Source organism: Chlamydia buteonis, from assembly GCF_900634605.1.
Lineage (GTDB): Bacteria > Chlamydiota > Chlamydiia > Chlamydiales > Chlamydiaceae > Chlamydia > Chlamydia buteonis.
Window position 1 is genome coordinate 70,497 of sequence record NZ_CAAAFM010000001.1, and the last position, 18,237, is coordinate 88,733.

Here is an 18,237-nt window from a genome sequence, read left to right on the forward strand (position 1 = left end):
TGTTTATACCATCTTCGTCTCTAACAACCTAAGAACTAATTCCATTCCTTCCTTATATTCATCAGAAAGAAACTTATGTCCATTTAAGGTTTTGATTTTACTTTGCAATTCAAGGAAAAAACTTCTCGCATTGTCGGGGCTATCGAAATTAAATCTCGCATCAAAAATACGACTCATTAATGAAAATAACTCAATTTGCCGATCAAAGGGGCAATAACAATCCACAGCATCGAAAGCATTTTGTTGAAGGTAGCAGAAATCGTATAACTCAGATTTTAAGTAAATTTCCATATCCTCCATTGGAATCCCTTCTTCCCCAACCACTTCCATGCGTTTGCCAATTTCAGATCCTTCACGAAGAAAGTAATTAGCTTTTTTTACTGCTTCTCCCCACCCTTGGACCTTATCTTCTAGTATCTCTCCAACTTGATCTAAGTATTTTGACCATGAAATCATAGGGTCAATTGAAGGATAACGTCTCGCATCAGCACGAGACTTAGAAAGACCACAAAAGGCGCCCACTACTGATAAAGTAGCCTGAGTTACAGGTTCTTCAAAATTTCCTCCCGCAGGAGATACAGCTCCACATATCGTTAAAGAACCTTCGGAACCATCTTTCATACGCACAGCACCACCACGCTCGTAAAATGCTGCTATTCTCGACGCCAGGTAAGCTGGGAAAGCCTCTTCCCCAGGGATTTCTTCTAATCTTCCGGAAATTTCTCTTAAAGCTTGAGCCCATCGTGATGTTGAATCTGCTAGTAAAAGTACGTGCAGACCCATTTGCCTGTAATATTCAGCTATAGTAATACCTAAATAGATAGAGGATTCCCTAGCAGCCACAGGCATTGAGGATGTATTACAGATAATGCATGTCCTATGCATTAAAGATTCTCCAGTATGTGGATCTGTAAGGTGAGGAAATTCTTGCAATACCTCTACTACCTCACCGGCACGCTCTCCACAAGCACAGAGAATAACAATATCCACAGCAGCATATTTAGATAAATGGTGCTGCAGAACGGTTTTCCCTGCTCCGAAAGGACCCGGAGTACAGAATGTTCCTCCTTTCAATACAGGAATTTGGGTATCTAAAATCCTAACACCCACGTCCATAATTTCATGGCAAGGAACTTTATCTCCTTGAATAAATGCTTGCTTAATCGGCCATTTCTGAACCATGGTAAAGCTATATTCCTGACCATCAGCATCTCGAGCTTTAGCAACTACGGTGTCAACACTATATGCACCTTCTGAGATTACCCAGGTAATCGTTACCTCTTTGAAACAGGAAAATGGCACCATAATTTTATGATTAAAGTACCCTTCTTTAACAAACCCTAGAGCATCTCCACGAACAAGAACATCTCCAACAATAGCTTTGGGAGTGTATTCCCACAATGTGTTCTTACAAAGAGCATTGACATATTCTCCTCTTTTTAAGAAAAAACTACTCTCTGCCAACACCTGCAGACGATTTTGCAATCCGTCAAAAATCCCTTGTAATAATCCCGGCCCTAATTCCGCTTCTAGCAAATGTCCAGAGAAAGTGACCAAAGCCCCTCGACAAACATCTTGCGTGTCTTCAAAGACTTGAATCTTAACCTCGTGACCGACAACCTCAATAACTTCAGCTTTTAACCACGCATCATTAACATTAACGTAAGCAACTTCACCTTGGCGTACGTGCCCATCAAAACGCACACGCAATAAATTGCCATAGGCCTCTACAACATATCCCTGAGTCATTTGTCCCGAAGTTGTTACCATGTGATTGCCTTTTCCATAGAATTAATAATGTTTTTGCCTTTCTCTAAATCTACCATGCTATTGCGAATAGCAAATAAATACGCAGTAACCCTTGCCAAAACTGCATTTGTATCAAAATATTTGTCTCGGCACATCTCTTCAATCTTATGAAATTCATACAAAGATAATGTACGATTCAATGTATGAGGTAAACGTCCATAGTCTTGTAACACATCACTCAAATCTGAGAATTCTTCGGGTAATTCATAATTAGGTGCATCTTTTTGCATCAACACTTGAAGCACAACAGGATTAGAACTATCTTCATCTCTTAATACATAAGAAACATCAAGCTTCATAACCCGAGAACGAAAGCCTGCTAAAATCACACGTAAGTTTTGTTTAAAAGTAAAATACGTACGAAGAAACTCAGAAGAACTTTGTTGATAATAAGATAGCAATTCCCTAACTAATGAGGAAAAGTTCTCAACACGTTCTTGAGAAGTCTTATATTGCAACAAGAAATCCTTGAAAAAATCCTCAAATTCACAATCATCAGACCATTGTTGGAGATTGACCATACTTTCAACATTCTCTTGTGTTACTACACCATAGGAATGAGGCAATGGCTTCCCTGACCAGAAAAACGCAAAATTTTCAAAATCAAAGAAACGTTTTAAGATAACGTAATACCCTAGATCTTCTTCAGATAAGTTTAAATGTAGAAGAGCATCAAGATCATCAAAAGAATAAACGGGGCGAGACTCAGGAAGCTGAGGAAGAAAAAACGACGACAAAAAGTAGTATTGAGTCATGGCAATAACTCTAAAATTGGTTAGGATCCTGTTTATGAGAACAAACTAGGAACCCTGAAATATCATTTCACGAAAATCTTTTTGCAAATAACGCATCAAAAGATCAAGCAAGGTATCTGAACTAAGGTCTAAAACCCAATTCTTATCTTCTACTCTTAATTGAACACCACCGACAAACTTCCCGATTGCTACTCCTTTACCTTTAAGTTTCGACAAAACGGTTTTCCCTAGGAGTTCATTAACGGCTCTTGTTGCCACGTGTTTACCGATATAGGCTGTAAGATCCCCGGAAATGCCTTTGTCTTCTATGGCCTGTATCAACGCTGCAACAAGTTTAGCAGAAACCTCTGGATCAGCTAAAGTATTGTCTAGCCACTCCGCTAAGGACTCTTTAAAAACTTTATTTTCTACAGCTTGTTTCAAACTTTCTAAGGAACGCTTGCCTGCTTGAGCTAAAGCAGATGCTCCTTGTTTTAGTTTGTGATCAGCTTCTTCTTTAGCCGAAGCAATAATGCGACTGGCTTCTTCTTGAGCCTCGTCTATTATCCTTTTTGCCTGTTCCTTTGCGTTACGCACAATAGCGTCTGCTTCATCTTCAGCAGGCTTTAAAGTTTCTATTCGTAGAGCATCGCAGATTTGCTTTAATTTATCTTCTGCACCGAGATCTGCCATATTATTGCTACCGTTAAGAAAACAGAGTTTATCTTAAAAAAAAATTCGATTATAATTCAATTAACCCAACAGGTTATAGCATTTGATCATTTAAATAAAACTAAATAAAAGATTTTCATGAAACTTCACGCTCTTGTTTCTTTTCTGGTTACTAGTTTGTCTCTTACAATAAGCGCGAATCCTCAAACGCAAAATACAGAAAAACCAGCCCAAAGACGCCCCTTGAGCGTTTCTCAACGAAGAGCATTGAAAAAATCACAATCTGGTATTTCTAATGCAACTGCTTCTCGCTACGTTGCAAAAAGAGCGTATAAAAGTCGAAGAACAACACAACAAACAAAAGAAAAATCATTAATTTCTTGGGTTGCCTACTCTACAGATGAGTATACTATTCGCATCCCGAATAACTGGCAGTGCATAAATGATAAAACACAACTTCCTGAAAAACTTGATGTCGTATTTATTGGCCAAGGGACAGGATCTCTAACACCTACTATCAATATTTCTCAAGAAATTATATCTAAGAATCAACCTGAATACATTGAAGAGATACTTGCTTATCATAAAGCCAATGACATGACTCTAGAATCTTCTGTATTCACTCATATTCAATCTCTTAATGGGGAATTCACAATTATCAAAACAGAAAAGAATTCTTCGTGGGGCAAGGTTTTTTGCCTTCAAGGCGTTGCAGTCATCAACCACAAGGCCTTTATTTTTACAAGCACAGCTACCTTGGATGACTATCCCAATGTATCTTTGATTTTCTTAAAGACGGTGTCTTCCTTTAAGCTTTCAGAAAAAGAAGCTACTTCTGGGGATACTATCCTTAAAGAAGCTCTCCAAGCCTTACAAGAAGAAATAGAATAAAGTTCTAAAGTTATTCAGACTAAAGATGCTCTTTCTTTATGTAAAACTTCTCTTTTGAGAGCATCAAAAATAAAACGAACAGCTATCTGTTTCCCTTCAAGGGTTAAATTAAACACCACGGGGAATCTAGAAAAGAGTAGCTGGAAGGGTATTTCTACAGCATTATCTTTTACGGATACAGAAACCGCAGCATTTCCTAGTATAGGAGAGGCTTCGTAAATCCTTAGACATAACGCTGAGAATTGACGAATAGAGTTGCGAGTTGCTGGGTCGAAAGTATATGTAGAAGAACAACAACTACAGGCTAGGACTTCCTTCAAGCTAAATACAGAAAAAGAAACTTCTCCTTCGCAACAGCAGGGGCAGGAAAAAACAAGTAACGAGTTATGGTTCATCTTATCTTCTTTAATTTGCCTTACAGGATTATTGAAACTTTAAGGCAGTTTTTCTTACACATCTTGTGCAGCTATTTGCTTAATAAATTCTGTAACAGCAGCTTCAAGAATCTGGGTATCACCAGAAAATATACGGATTCCCTCAGCGAGTTTCTCGGTAGCCATAGCGTCTTCATTCATTAAGAAACGGAATATGCTTTCTGTTAATTCAACAGGCTGAACGTCGAGTTTCTTAGCTTCAGCTGGATCTAACTTTCTTTCAACTGGAGACTGATCCTTCTTTAGTTCGTCTAACAATTTAGGAGAAACTGTTAATAAATCACATCCAGCCAAAGCTAATACCTGTTCTTTAGAACGAAAAGAAGCAGCCATAATTTGCGTAGTGATATCAAACTTCTTATAATATGTATAGATATTCGATACAGAAGCCACACCAGGATCTGCATCTATAGAGTACCCTTCATCTCCATAAGCTGCTATCCACCAATCATAAATACGCCCAACAAATGGCGAAATTAAAGTTGCTTTTGCTTTTGCAGCAGCGATAGATTGAATTAAATTAAAAATAAGAGTGACATTACAAGCAATACCTTGTTTCTCTAATAATTCTACTGCTTGTATACCCTCCCAAGTACCCGGAATCTTAACTAAAAGACGCTTTTTATCTCCTCCAGAGGCTGCAAACAACTCGCTTAAGAAAATAGCCCGTTGTACCATAGCTTCTGTATTAAACGAAAGACGAGCATCTATTTCTAAAGAAACTCTACCCGGAATGTATTTTAGAATTTCTAAACCAAAATTTACCTGTATCTTGTCTAACACAAAAGTAAGGGTTTGAATATCATCACCGTTCTGTCGAATTCCCCAAGCAATAGCTTCTGTTAGCAATTCTTGATACTTTGGTTCTTGCGCAACTTTGAGAATAAGAGACGGATTTGTCGTTGCATCTTGAGACTCTGAAGACTTAACTAACTCTGGATCACCAGTGTCACAAACAAGAACGCTCAAGAGTTTGAGTTGCTCGAATTGGCTGGACATACGCACCCTGTTATCACTATTCGTCTTTTGCTGAGACTACCAAAAAAAAATATTACTATCAAGGAGGTTATAGGTCTAATCTTAACCTCCTATTTTGATCATTAAAGCCTAGCTAACAAGCGCATTCTGATTCGCTTACAAAGTCAAAGACAAGTTCCTCTTGTTCCTTTTCTAAGTATTGCTTAATACGCTTGTGTGTATCAAATCCTGTACCTCCAGGAATCATGTGCCCCATAATGACATTCTCTTTGAATCCTAATAGGTAGTCAGTTTTACTACTACACGCTGCATCAGTTAATACCCGCGTCGTATCTTGGAAGGATGCAGCAGAAATGAAGGATTCTGTACCCAACGAAGCTTTGGTAATTCCCAATAATACTGGAACAGCTTGTGCTGGTTTTCCACCTTCCTCTTCTGTACGTTTATTTTCTTCGTAGAACTCTTTTTTATTCACTTCTTCTCCGAAGAGTAAAGTAGTGTCACCTGGATCAGTAATGCGAACCTTCTGCAACATTTGACGAACAATGATTTCCACATGCTTATCATTGATATCCACACCCTGCAGACGATAAACTTCTTGAACCTCATTTACTAAATACTTTTGCAATTCGCGAACGCCACAAATTTCTAGGATTTCGTGTGGAACAACCAAGCCATCTGTTAGCTGCTGTCCTTTCATCACATGATCTCCACGTTGAACAATTAAGTGCTTGGTCAACGGAATCAAATGTTCTTCTTCCATTCCTGTTATTTCGTCACGAACAACAAGAATACGTTTATTTTTCTGAATTCCTTTAAAGTCTACAACACCATCAATCTTTGCAATATCTGCAGCATCTTCAGGCTTACGAGCTTCAACTAATTCAGCAACCCTAGGTAGACCTCCGGTAATATCCTTAGTTTTAATTGCCCCTCGAGGTAATCTTGCTAATAACATTCCAGGGTCAACTTGTTGATTTTCTTCGACGGAAATAATTGCTCCAGAAGGAATAGCATATGTTCCAACCAACTCTGTTAAACCGGGATCGGAATAAATAGCAATTTGAGGATGTAGTTCTCCACGATGCTGTTTAACAATAAGCTCAACTAAACCTGTGTTTTTATTAACTACTTTTTCTGTAGAAATACCCTCTACTAAGTCTTCGTATTTTACAAAACCAGGCTTATCACAAATAATTGGAATATTATGTAATTCGACCTCAGCAATTCTTTGGCCTGCAGTTACCTTCTCCCCATCACCTACTAAAATCTTAACACCGAGTTCTACTGGATAAGTCTCTAAACTTTCTATAGACTTAGTGCTTAGAAGTTTCTTGTACTCTTCTAAACTACGTCCTTCATCACGGACAACATGGATAGCGCCTTTCTTATTCAAGACCAAGTGATTTCCATCTTGCCCCACAACGACACGTAGATCCATATATACTAGGATACCATCACAATCTGTAACAATTTCTGGAGTTGAAGATGTAGCTGCGATACCTCCAAGGTGGAACGTTCTCATTGTTAGCTGTGTTCCGGGTTCACCAATTGATTGAGCGGCTATAATACCCACAGCCTCTCCTAAACCAATAAGGCGACCATTAGCAAGGTTTAACCCATAACACTTAGCACAAACACCACGCCGACTTTCACAAGTAAGTGTGGAGCGAATTTTAATACTTTCAATTCCTGCGTCATCAATAAGTTCAGCCTGAGCAGATGTAATAACATCTCCATTTTTAGCCAGAAGCTTACTTTTATCACCGGGTTGATAAATGTCTTCTGATACCGTACGACCATAAATACGATCTTTTAAAGGTAAAAGTTCTTCTGAACCCTGCCGAATTGCAGCAATTTCGATATGATTCAATGTTCCGCAATCTTTTTCCGTAATGATTACATCTTGAGCTACGTCAACAAGTCTTCGAGTTAAATACCCAGAATCAGCTGTTTTCAATGCAGTATCAGCTAAACCTTTTCTAGCACCGTGGGAAGAAATGGAGTACTCAAGAACAGTTAATCCTTCGCGGAAATTAGAGGTAATCGGAGATTCGATAATCGCACCGTTCGGCTTGGCCATTAAACCTCGTAAAGCTCCCAACTGCTTCAACTGAGACTTATTACCTCGAGCTCCTGAATCTATCATCAAGAACAGAGGGTTGTGCTTGCTTTTGGTTTGCTTACTAATTTCAACATAAAGAGCATCCGACAAGAGTTCCGAAACCTCTGTCCAAATACTAATAGTTTTAGAATGACGTTCGCCATCGGTGATAATACCATCATCGTATTGTTTCTTAACAATAGCAACCTTGTCATAAGCTTCTTTAAGAATTTCACTTTTAATCTCAGGAATTTTTACATCTTTCAATCCCATAGAGATCGCAGCTTTTGTAGCTTGGATAAATCCTAGGTCCTTAAGATCATCTAAGAAGCGTACAGTAGCTTCAAGCCCCACTTTTTTATAGCACTGTAAAATCAATTCACTGATACGCTTACTTGGCATGCTATAGTTTTGAAACCCTAACTCTTTAGGAACAATTCTATTAAACAGAACTCTTCCTGGAGTAGTTTCAATAACTTGCCCATCGATGCGCACTTTAATTTTCTCGTGAATATGAATACCACGGCCTGTTTCATCGCGACGACCATTCGTACGCTCATCCAGGAATCCTCCAGAATACAATGCTCGCAAGACTTCCGTAACATCCCTAAAGATTTTGATTTTTCCTCCATGATCTTCCGGGAAATATGTCGGGTCTGCCATAAGATAGTAAATACCTAAGGTCATATCCTTAGAAGGTGTAGCGACAGGCTTTCCAGAAGACGGCAAGAAGATGTTATCAGGAGCCATCATCAAAACTTTGGCTTCTAATTGCGCTTCTATAGACAGCGGCACATGAACAGCCATTTGGTCTCCATCGAAGTCCGCGTTAAATGCCGCACAGACTAGGGGATGCACGCGAATCGCTTTACCCTCGATTAATACAGGTTCAAACGCCTGTATCCCTAAACGGTGGAGTGTGGGGGCTCGGTTAAGCAATACTGGATGACCTTTAATAATTTCTTCTAAAACATCCCAAACTTCCGGAGCTCCGCGTTGAATCATTTTCTTAGCAGAACGAATAGTATAGACACTACCCTGATCTTTTAATCTTTTAATAATGAATGGTTCAAACAACTCAAGAGCCATTTCTTTAGGCAAACCGCATTGATTAAACTTCAATTCAGGACCGACGATAATGACAGAACGTCCAGAATAATCAACACGCTTACCTAAAAGATTTTGTCGGAAACGTCCATTTTTCCCTTTCAACATTTCAGAAAGGGACTTTAACGGACGATTCCCAGCTCCCATGACAGGGTGTCCATGACGACCGTTATCAAATAGAGCATCCACAGCTTCCTGCAGCATACGTTTTTCATTACGAACGATCACTTCAGGAGTTTTTAGCCTTAAAATAGCTTTTAGACGATTATTTCGGTTAATTACACGACGGTATAAATCATTTAAATCAGAAGTTGCAAACCTTCCACCATCTAATGGAACTAGAGGACGCAGATCAGGTGGAACAACAGGAACACTTTTTAAAACCATCCACTCAGCGTGATTCGAAGAAGAGACAAAACCTTCGATAATTTTCAACCGCTTAGCAAGTTTCATTCTAGCTTGCTGAGATTTCGTTTTTCGCAAACGATCCTTAAGCTCTTTTAATAGACTTTGAAGATCTTCTGATTTCAATAAATCATAGATAGCCTCTCCACCCATTTTGGCTACAAAAGAATCTTTTCCCCACTTCTCGATGACCTCTCGATATTGAGCATCATTTAAAAGCTGCTTTTTATTTAAATCTGTTTTACCTGGATCGATAACTACATATTCTTCGTAATAAATAATCCTTTCAAGATCAGAAGCGGTCATGCCTAAGACGTTACCTATTCTTGAAGGTGTAGTCTTAAAAAACCATATATGTACGATAGGCACTGCCAACTCAATATGAGCCATACGTTCACGACGAACCTTAGAAAGAGTAACCTCTACTCCGCAGCGATCACAAACAATACCTTTATGCTTAATCTTCTTGTATTTACCACAACAGCATTCCCAGTCCTTTGTGGGACCAAAAATCTTTTCGCAAAATAGTCCACCTTTTTCAGGTTTAAACGTACGGTAATTGATTGTTTCAGGTTTCTTGATTTCCCCACAGGACCACTTATCGCGAATAGTAATATCTGAGGCAATTCCAATTTCTAATTTATCAAATAGCCCCTCTTTAGATAGAGCGACATTGTCTCGAGAACCTTCTCCGAACATTATTGTTTTTCTCCAATAAGTGATTTTTTAAGCATCTACTACCATAGGACGAACATCAAGTCCTAGACCTTGCATTTCCTTAATTAAAACATTAAACGACTCGGGCGTTCCTGACTTAAGGAGGTTTTCTCCCTTAACAATGGATTCATAAATCCTTGTTCGACCAGTAACGTCATCCGATTTCACTGTAAGAATCTCTTGGAGCATATGAGCTACTCCATAAGCTTCTAAAGCCCAAACTTCCATCTCTCCGAATCTTTGACCCCCCATTTGAGCTTTACCTCCGAGAGGCTGCTGAGTGACCAAGGAATAAGGACCTATAGATCTAGCGTGAATTTTATCTGCAATTAAATGGCTAAGCTTCAACATGTAAATGTAGCCAATCACCACAGTATTGTCAAATCTCTCTCCAGTCTTTCCATCATATAAGTAAGACTTACCATCTGCAGGTAAACCTTGTTCAATCATCATGTCCCAGATACGAGATTCTGGGAAGCCTTCAAATACTGGAGTTTTTACGTGAATACCGGCAGTTTTTGCAGCATAACCAAGATGAGTTTCCAATACCTGGCCTAAGTTCATCCTAGAAGGCACACCCAGAGGGTTTAAGATCATCTGTACAGTTTCACCATTAGCAAGGTATGGCATATCAGCTTCAGGAACAATCTTAGAAACAACTCCTTTGTTTCCGTGACGTCCAGCCATTTTATCCCCAACTTGCAGTTTTCTTTTTGAAGCGACATATACCTTAACCTGGCGGATCACACCATGATCAAGATCAGCATCGCCTTCACGAATATGTTCAACTTCTGTTTTATAATTGACTTCCAAGCGTTGCAAAGATGTCTCGTAATCAGAAAGTAGAGATTTTAAAACATCATACATATCGCAGGGAGGCATAAGGAGATCGACCAAAGACTCTTGCTCAAGTAGTTCTATTGTCTCTTGATCGAACACAGTACCTTCTTGAACCAAAATATCGGCGGTACGACGATGTATAATGGAAGCTGGAGCTTTTTCATTTAGCAATAGAGCACCTAATTTTTCACGATACTCCGTTTTTAATACTGAAATCTGATTCTTATAACCTCTCTGTAGGTCTTTTAAATGAACAGCTTCTTCTACAAGCTCGTCGTCACTCTTAGAAAGCCTATCTTTTCTACTGAAGACTTTCACATCCATGACAACTCCCTCTGTTCCTGGAGGTACAGTCAAAGAAGCATCTTTAACATCAGCAGCTTTCTCTCCAAAGATTGCTCGTAATAAACGTTCTTCAGGAGCTAATTCCGTTTCTGATTTTGGAGTAATTTTACCAACAAGAATGTCCCCAGGCTTTACTTCAGCACCAATACGAATAATTCCATCTTCACCTAAGTTAGCCAAGACTTCTTCAGAAACGTTAGGAATGTCACGAGTAATCTCTTCTTTTCCTAATTTTGTGTCTCTAGCCGTTAATTCGAACTCTTCAATATAAATTGAGGTGTAGGCGTCTTGCTTAATCAACTTTTCAGAAATAATAATCGCATCTTCGAAGTTATATCCATACCAAGGCATGAAGGCAACCAAGATGTTCTTTCCTAAAGCAAGTTCTCCCTTATCTGTAGCAGGACCGTCAGCTATAACATCGCCTTTGACTATAACATCTCCCACACTACATAAAGGCCGTTGATTAATGCAGGTACCAGAATTTGATCTTAAGAACTTTTTAAGATCGTAAGTGCGTTTAAGTGTTGGGTTATGTTTAGCTGCAATAACTACTTTGTAACCGTCAACATATTCCACGACCCCATCTTCTTCAGCAACAACAATAGCACCAGAATCTTTAGCAGCACGCGCTTCTAAACCTGTTCCAACAATAGGAGCTTCAGTTTTTAATAAAGGAACAGCTTGACGTTGCATGTTTGATCCCATAAGAGCACGGTTAGCGTCGTCATGTTCTAAAAATGGAATTAAACCTGTAACAATCGATACCAATTGCTTTGGAGACACGTCCATATGCGTAACAGTACTTGTGTCTGCTTCAAAAGCCTCTCCACGACATCTTGCCCAGCATACAGGATCTACAAACATATTATATTCATCTAAATTCGCTGAAGCCTGAGCAATCACACATTCTTCTTCAACATCGGCAGTCATGTATTCGATTTCATCAGTAACCACTCCATCTCGAACAATGCGGTAAGGAGTTTCAATGAATCCGAATTCGTTGATTTTTGCAAAAGAAGATAGAGAAGTAATCAAACCAATATTTGGTCCTTCTGGAGTCTCAATTGGACATATACGTCCGTAATGGCTCGCATGCACGTCACGGACTTCAAATCCAGCTCTTTCTCTATTCAAACCTCCAGGGCCTAAAGCTGACAAGCGCCGCTTATGCGTTAATTCGGCCACAGGGTTGGTTTGATCCATGAATTGAGAAAGCTGAGAACGACCGAAAAAGTCCTTTAAAACGCTTGCAAGGCCTTTTGCAGAGATAATTTTTCCTGGAATCAATGTATCGGAAGAAAAATCAAATAAATTCATTCTTTCTCGAATAATTTTTTCCATTCTAGCCAATCCGGAACGGCATTGGTTTTGGATAAGTTCTCCTACAGAGCGTACACGACGGTTAGCTAAATGGTCGATATCATCAATCGAAGCTTTTTCATCACCCATTTTTAAACGGATAAGATACTTCAAAGCACCAATAACATCTTCTTTTCTTAAGGTAACTTGTGCTAGAGACTCTTCATCCATAGAGAATCCAAGTTTTCTATTTAATTTATAACGACCTACTCTTCCCAAGTTATAGCGTTTAGGGTCAAAGAACAGACGCATAATTGTAGAACGAGCATTTGCCAAGGTCGCAGGCTCACCGGGACGCAATCTTCTATAGAAATCCTTTAAAGCAGCTTCATAAGAGTCTGTTGGATCTTTAGCCAACATTTTGATGATAGGGTGATTTTCATCAGCCTCTACAGCTATTTTTAAAGTTGAGATATTAGCATCTAGCATACGTTTTAACATAGCTGTGCTGAGTTTTTCTCCAGCCTTTCCGTAAACCAAAGAAGAAGCTTCATCTAAAACATTATCAGCCAAGATTTTACCAACTAAGAAAGAAAAATCTTTTTCACTTTTTAAAGAATGTTCTTCTATTTGGAAAAACTCTTCAATAATGTCAGCATCAGATGAATACCCCAGAGCGCGGATAAACGTTATAGCTAAAATCTTGCGGCGACGTTTTTTTCTATCAATATGGATATAAATTAAATCATTTATATCAAAAATAGCCTCTAACCAACTACCTCGATAAGGAATAATTCTGAAAGAAAACAAAATATTTCCCTTAGAATGTTTTTCCTGTTCGAAATTAATCCCAGGAGAACGGTGTACTTGAGAAACAACAACTCTTTCAGCCCCATTAATAATAAAGGTTCCTTTATCTGTCATAATGGGTATGGTACCCATGTAGACTTCTTCTTCCTTAATTCCTGTTTCATCAGTCAAACGGAAGCGAACTTTTAAAGTAACACTATAGGTGATCCCGCGACGGATACACTCGTCGGGAGAATACTTCGGCACACCTAAGTTATAAGATAAATACTCTAAAATGGTAGCTTCGTTATAAGATTTAATTGGAAAAATCTCTCTGAAAACCTCTTCTAAGCCGATATTATCGCGCTCTTCTGCAAGCTTACCAATCTGAAGAAATTGCTTATATGACTTAATTTGAATTTCAATAAGATTTGGAAGATCTAAGATATCTTCCTTTTTTTTGACGCTAACCCGCTCCGGGCATTTGAACATGCGAGCTCTCCTAAGACTATTGTGATGCCAAAAGACTTCCCTTAAACAAGCCTACGTATGCCGTATTAAGGGAGTACTACAATTGTATACATGATAAAAAAAGAAAAGAAAAATCTTACAGATTTTTCTTTCCTATAAATTACAAGCCTTTAAAGGAAGCCTTTGCTCCAGCTTCTTGTAATTTCTTAACTGTATCCTCAGCATCAGACTTAGAAGTCTTTTCTTTAACAGTTTTAGGCAAGCCTTCTGTCATTTCCTTAGCTTCTTTTAAAGCCAATCCTGTAACTTCTCGAACTACTTTTAAAACGCCTATTTTCTTATCTGCAGGAACTTCCTCTAAAGTCACTGCAAACTCCGTAGATTCAGCAGGAGCAGCTTCAGCACCAGCGCCAGCAGCACCAGCAGCAACTGTCATCATAGGAGCAGCGGCAGTGACATCCCATTTTTCTTCTAATAATTTTTTTAAAGCGGACAGTTCTAATACTGTTAAACTGCTTAATGTCTCTACTAAAGTTTCCAAGCTTTGTGTCGTCACTTTTGTCACCCTTACTTAATTTGAGAGTTTTAACATTCTTCTTAGTTTTTTTGCGTTTTCTGGTCGATACAGGAAATAACACCGGAAAGAGCTGAGCCCATAATTCCAACGACCTGAGACATCGGAGCAGCTAATAGTCCAACAATTTGCTGCCTCAGTTCTTTCATTGAAGGCAATTTGGCAACAGCCTCTACTTCTTTACCAGACAAGTTAGCGCTATCAATTCGTCCGGCAAGAAAAACTAGTGAATCGTTATATTGTTTATTAAAATCTAATACTTGTTTTGCTGCAGAAACAGCATCATCGTAAGCAAAGACTACACCCAGGTGTCCGCTTGTATCCGAAGAATCTATATCAAAACCAGCGCTCTGTATAGCTTTGAAAAAAATTCTCTTTTTTAACACTTCAAATTCTGCAGAAACTCCGGAGAGTGAATTACGAAACTCTCTAGAGTGCGCTGCCGTAAATCCAAGATATCTCAATAAAATAAAACCTTGGGATGCGGAGATCTTCTCTTCCACCTCTTGAAGGAGTAATTTCTTTTCTTCTTTCATTTTCCCTCTTGAATTAAGACGCCATTAACTCTCTAGTATCCACAGAAATACCAGGCCCCATAGTAGAGGAAACTGTAAATGATACCAGATATTGCCCCTTCGCTGCAGGCGGCTTAGCTTTAATTAAAGCAGAGCATAGAGTTTCGATGTTTTCCTTAAGAAGGTGTCCATCAAATGATAGCTTACCTACACCAGCATTACATACCCCAGCACGGTCTGCTTTAAATTCAATTTTCCCCTTGCGCAACTCGGCAATAGCTTTAGTAACCTCCATGGTTACTGTTCCAGCCTTAGGTGTAGGCATAAGGTTTCTAGGTCCTAGAACTTTTCCTAACTTCCCAACTTCACGCATCATATCTGGAGTAGCAACTGCAACATCAAAATCAACCCAGCCGCCCCTAATTTTTTCAACAAGATCGTCACTACCTACAAAATCAGCTCCAGCGTCTAAAGCTTCTTTAGCTTTTTCTCCAGCAGCAAACACAAGAATTTTTAAAGTTTTCCCTGTGCCATTGGGCAAGGAAACAGACCCTCGAATTTGTTGGTCGCTTTTCTTTGGATCTATGCCTAATTTAATAGATACATCGACAGTTTGATCAAAGCGCACTGTGGGACATTGTTTTAAAATATCTATAGCTTCTTGCAGAGAATATGACTTTGAAAAATCATAGCTTTTTAAGATGCCTCGTATACGTTTTCCATGTTTTGTCATAATTATGCAGCCCTATTACAATTTACTCGACGTCTATACCCATACTTCGGGCAGTTCCTTCTACCATACGTTTTGCAGAGTCAAGAAGAACGACGTCCATATCTTTCATTTTCTGTTCGGCAATAGCTGTAACTTGCGCTTGGGTCAATTTTCCAACTTTATTCCTGTTCGGAATTTTAGACCCAGATTCTAGATTTAATGCCTTTTTGATCAAAGAAGATACGGGAGGTTGTTTGGTTATAAAAGTGAAAGTTTTATCCGAATAAACAGTAATGACTACTGGCAACAGGTCTCCAGGACGATCTTGCGTTACAGCATTAAACTCTTTACAAAAACCCATAATATTTACACCAGCAGCACCTAAAGCTGGTCCTATTGGGGGGGCTGGGTTGGCTTTACCACCAGGAATTTGTAGTTTAATTAACTTAATCACCTTTTTATTCGACATACTAAACCTTACTCTATCTTGACGTCCCTCTATGAATAAAGAGGAAGAAACGAAAAACTAAAATTATAAGAAGATAGAGAATAAGAATACACAGATTTTCTTACTCTTATTCACTTTCTTGTTCTAGGGCTACCTCTTCCACTTGCCAAAACTCTAAATCATCAACACGAGTTTCCCTTCCAAAGATGGATACCATGACACTAAGACGCCCTTTATCATGGAACACTTCAGAAACAACACCGATAAAGTTTACAAAAACACCATCGTTAATTTTAACTCTGGAGCCAACATCGAACTTATGTTTTTGCACAACACCAGCTTTTTTCTCTTCAATGTCTTTTAAAATATTCCTTACTTCATCTTCGGATAAAGCTAGAGGCACTCCTCCACCTAAAAATTCAACAACACCAGGATTATTTTTTACATACAACCAAGACTCATCAGTTAGATGCATTTTAATTAACAGGTACCCCGGCCAGATGAACTTCTCAACTACTTTATGCTCACCCTTCTTTACTTCCATCACGTTTTCTATAGGCAAGACAATCTCTTGTATAAAATCCGTCATTCCGGAAGATTCCTTAAAATCTTCTAAAGCTTTTTTTACTTTTTTCTCTTGAGCCGTAAAAACTTGAACGACATACCATTTAAACATGCAACTAACCAAACAAAAAGCTTGTTATACCACTTAGCAATGTAAGTAGCTTACGAAACACCAGATCTACACAATATATAGAAAAGCCTAAGCCAAAAATACTAGCTATTACGATTTTAACATATCTTTTTAGATCTCGTTTACTGACCCATTCAATTTTTTTAATTTCATCTAGAAAGCCAGCACCAGCTTGCTTTTTAGCTTTAGCGATTTTCTTAGAGAGTGTCTCTTGGTGATTGCGTTGTTTCATAAGCAAATTTCTAGATCAAAAATTAAGTCTATACGGGTGCGAAGGGAGTCGAACCCCCGACCGGCGGCTTTGGAGGCCACTGCTCTACCAGCTAAGCTACACACCCAAAAAAGCATGATTAAGACTCGTCATCTTAATCATGCTTATAAAACCACCTGGATTTAGGCAATGATTTTTGAAATCGTTCCAGCACCGATTGTACGACCACCTTCACGAATGGCAAATCTCATACCTTCTTCTAGGGCTACAGGACTAATCAATTGAACATCAAATTCAACGTTATCGCCTGGCATAACCATCTCTACACCCTCAGGAAGAGTCACAACACCTGTTACATCTGTTGTACGGAAGAAGAACTGCGGTCTATATCCAGTGAAGAAAGGCTTGTGACGTCCACCTTCTTCTTTTTGCAAGATGTAAACAGTACCTTTAAATTGTGTATGGGACTTTACGCTGTTAGGTTGGCAAATAACCATACCGCGCTCAACATCATTTTTCCCAACACCTCTAAGAAGTAGGCCCACATTTTCTCCTGCTTGACCTTCTGGAAGTTCTTTTCTGAACATTTCCACACCGGTAACAATTGTTTCTCGAGTATCTCTCAAACCAACAATTTGTACCTTATCACCAACTTTAACGACTCCTCGTTCAATACGCCCTGTTACTACTGTACCACGACCAGAAATAGAAAATACGTCTTCGATAGGCATTAAGAAAGGTTTATCAACTTCACGTTCTGGGGTAGGGATGTTATCATCCACTGCTTGCATTAGCTCGCGAATCTTTTCAACATAACTTGCATCGCCTTCTAAAGCTTTTAAAGCAGAACCACGAATGATGGGGCAACCCTTGTAACCTTTTTCTTCTAGAAGCTCGGATAATTCCATTTCAACCAAGTCTACAAGCTCAGCATCCTCTTGAGAAATCATATCGATTTTATTAAGGAAAACAACAATGTAAGGAACCCCGACCTGTCTTGCCAACAGAATATGCTCCTTTGTCTGAGGCATAGCACCGTCAGTAGCGGAAACAACGAGAATCGCTCCGTCCATCTGAGCAGCACCTGTAATCATGTTTTTAACATAGTCGGCGTGACCAGGACAGTCTACGTGAGCATAGTGCCGGTTAGGGGTTTCATATTCAACGTGAGAAGCGTTGATAGTAATTCCTCTAGCTTTTTCTTCAGGAGTATTGTCAATAGAACTGTAATCACAAAAATTAGCTAACCCCTCTGCTGACAGTGCGCGTGTAATTGCAGCTGTTAGCGTAGTTTTACCGTGGTCAACGTGTCCAATGGTCCCTATGTTGATATGGGGTTTAGTACGTTGAAAAGTTTCTTTTGACATTTCAGAATCCTCATTAAATTAGTTTTACTCCAACCATTACTTCTGCCCAGAATAGGAATTGAACCTACGACCGCTTGCTTACCATGCAAGTGCTCTACCACTGAGCTATCTGGGCCTA

At 39.1% G+C, this 18,237-nt stretch carries 15 protein-coding genes and 2 tRNA genes; 1 reads left to right on the top strand and 16 read right to left on the bottom strand.

Going from position 1 to position 18,237, the window contains the following annotated elements; all coding sequences use genetic code 11:
* Positions 1-3 precede the first annotated feature (3 nt).
* The 3 genes from E1N70_RS00290 to E1N70_RS00300 are packed head-to-tail and all read right to left on the bottom strand — an operon-like array spanning position 4 to position 3,236.
* A complete protein-coding gene (locus tag E1N70_RS00290) occupies positions 4-1,770 on the bottom strand; it encodes a V-type ATP synthase subunit A (RefSeq protein ID WP_131743621.1) in 1,767 nt (588 codons plus the stop codon).
* Complete coding sequence (locus tag E1N70_RS00295; protein ID WP_131743622.1) at positions 1,764-2,564, bottom strand: DUF2764 family protein; 801 nt, start codon at positions 2,562-2,564, stop codon at positions 1,764-1,766. The genes E1N70_RS00290 and E1N70_RS00295 overlap by 7 nt, the downstream gene beginning before the upstream one ends.
* 45 nt (positions 2,565-2,609) lie before the next feature.
* Positions 2,610-3,236, bottom strand: a complete 627-nt coding sequence (locus tag E1N70_RS00300) for a V-type ATP synthase subunit E (protein ID WP_131743623.1) — start codon at positions 3,234-3,236, stop codon at positions 2,610-2,612.
* Between the two features lie 117 nt (positions 3,237-3,353).
* Here E1N70_RS00300 and E1N70_RS00305 point away from each other — a divergent pair, with 117 nt between their 5' ends.
* Positions 3,354-4,106, top strand: coding sequence for a hypothetical protein (locus E1N70_RS00305; protein ID WP_131743624.1), 753 nt, complete (start codon positions 3,354-3,356; stop codon positions 4,104-4,106).
* 14 nt (positions 4,107-4,120) lie between these two features.
* On the opposite strand, the gene E1N70_RS00310 is transcribed toward E1N70_RS00305, so the two are convergent.
* From E1N70_RS00310 to E1N70_RS00370, 13 genes are all read right to left on the bottom strand, one after another.
* On the bottom strand, positions 4,121-4,501 hold the full coding sequence (locus tag E1N70_RS00310; protein WP_131743625.1) for a ferredoxin: 381 nt from the start codon (positions 4,499-4,501) through the stop codon (positions 4,121-4,123).
* Positions 4,502-4,555: 54 nt separating this feature from the next.
* Complete coding sequence (gene tal, locus E1N70_RS00315) at positions 4,556-5,539, bottom strand: transaldolase (protein WP_131743626.1); 984 nt, start codon at positions 5,537-5,539, stop codon at positions 4,556-4,558.
* Positions 5,540-5,651: 112 nt separating this feature from the next.
* Positions 5,652-9,833, bottom strand: a complete 4,182-nt coding sequence (gene rpoC / locus E1N70_RS00320; RefSeq protein WP_131743627.1) for a DNA-directed RNA polymerase subunit beta' — start codon at positions 9,831-9,833, stop codon at positions 5,652-5,654.
* Positions 9,834-9,860: 27 nt separating this feature from the next.
* The gene (rpoB, locus tag E1N70_RS00325; RefSeq protein ID WP_131743628.1) at positions 9,861-13,619 is read right to left on the bottom strand and encodes a DNA-directed RNA polymerase subunit beta; all 3,759 of its coding nucleotides are present in this window, start codon (positions 13,617-13,619) and stop codon (positions 9,861-9,863) included.
* A gap of 139 nt (positions 13,620-13,758) precedes the next feature.
* Positions 13,759-14,154 (bottom strand): 50S ribosomal protein L7/L12, encoded by a 396-nt coding sequence (gene rplL / locus E1N70_RS00330; RefSeq protein WP_131743629.1) that lies wholly within the window; start codon positions 14,152-14,154, stop codon positions 13,759-13,761.
* 41 nt (positions 14,155-14,195) lie between these two features.
* Positions 14,196-14,708 carry a 50S ribosomal protein L10 gene (gene rplJ / locus E1N70_RS00335; RefSeq protein ID WP_131743630.1) on the bottom strand — a complete coding sequence of 171 codons (513 nt, stop codon included), beginning with the start codon at positions 14,706-14,708 and terminating at the stop codon, positions 14,196-14,198.
* A gap of 13 nt (positions 14,709-14,721) precedes the next feature.
* Positions 14,722-15,420 carry a 50S ribosomal protein L1 gene (gene rplA, locus E1N70_RS00340; protein ID WP_131743631.1) on the bottom strand — a complete coding sequence of 233 codons (699 nt, stop codon included), beginning with the start codon at positions 15,418-15,420 and terminating at the stop codon, positions 14,722-14,724.
* A gap of 22 nt (positions 15,421-15,442) precedes the next feature.
* Positions 15,443-15,868 (bottom strand): 50S ribosomal protein L11, encoded by a 426-nt coding sequence (gene rplK / locus E1N70_RS00345; RefSeq protein WP_131743632.1) that lies wholly within the window; start codon positions 15,866-15,868, stop codon positions 15,443-15,445.
* Positions 15,869-15,974: 106 nt separating this feature from the next.
* Complete coding sequence (gene nusG / locus E1N70_RS00350; RefSeq protein ID WP_014943925.1) at positions 15,975-16,523, bottom strand: transcription termination/antitermination protein NusG; 549 nt, start codon at positions 16,521-16,523, stop codon at positions 15,975-15,977.
* Between the two features lie 4 nt (positions 16,524-16,527).
* The gene (secE, locus tag E1N70_RS00355) at positions 16,528-16,773 is read right to left on the bottom strand and encodes a preprotein translocase subunit SecE (RefSeq protein ID WP_006343363.1); all 246 of its coding nucleotides are present in this window, start codon (positions 16,771-16,773) and stop codon (positions 16,528-16,530) included.
* A 33-nt stretch (positions 16,774-16,806) separates the two neighbouring features.
* A tRNA-Trp gene (locus E1N70_RS00360) sits at positions 16,807-16,879 on the bottom strand.
* Between the two features lie 55 nt (positions 16,880-16,934).
* Positions 16,935-18,119, bottom strand: a complete 1,185-nt coding sequence (tuf, locus tag E1N70_RS00365; RefSeq protein WP_131743633.1) for an elongation factor Tu — start codon at positions 18,117-18,119, stop codon at positions 16,935-16,937.
* 43 nt (positions 18,120-18,162) lie between these two features.
* Positions 18,163-18,234 (bottom strand) — tRNA-Thr (locus E1N70_RS00370).
* Between the last annotated feature and the right edge of the window lie 3 nt (positions 18,235-18,237).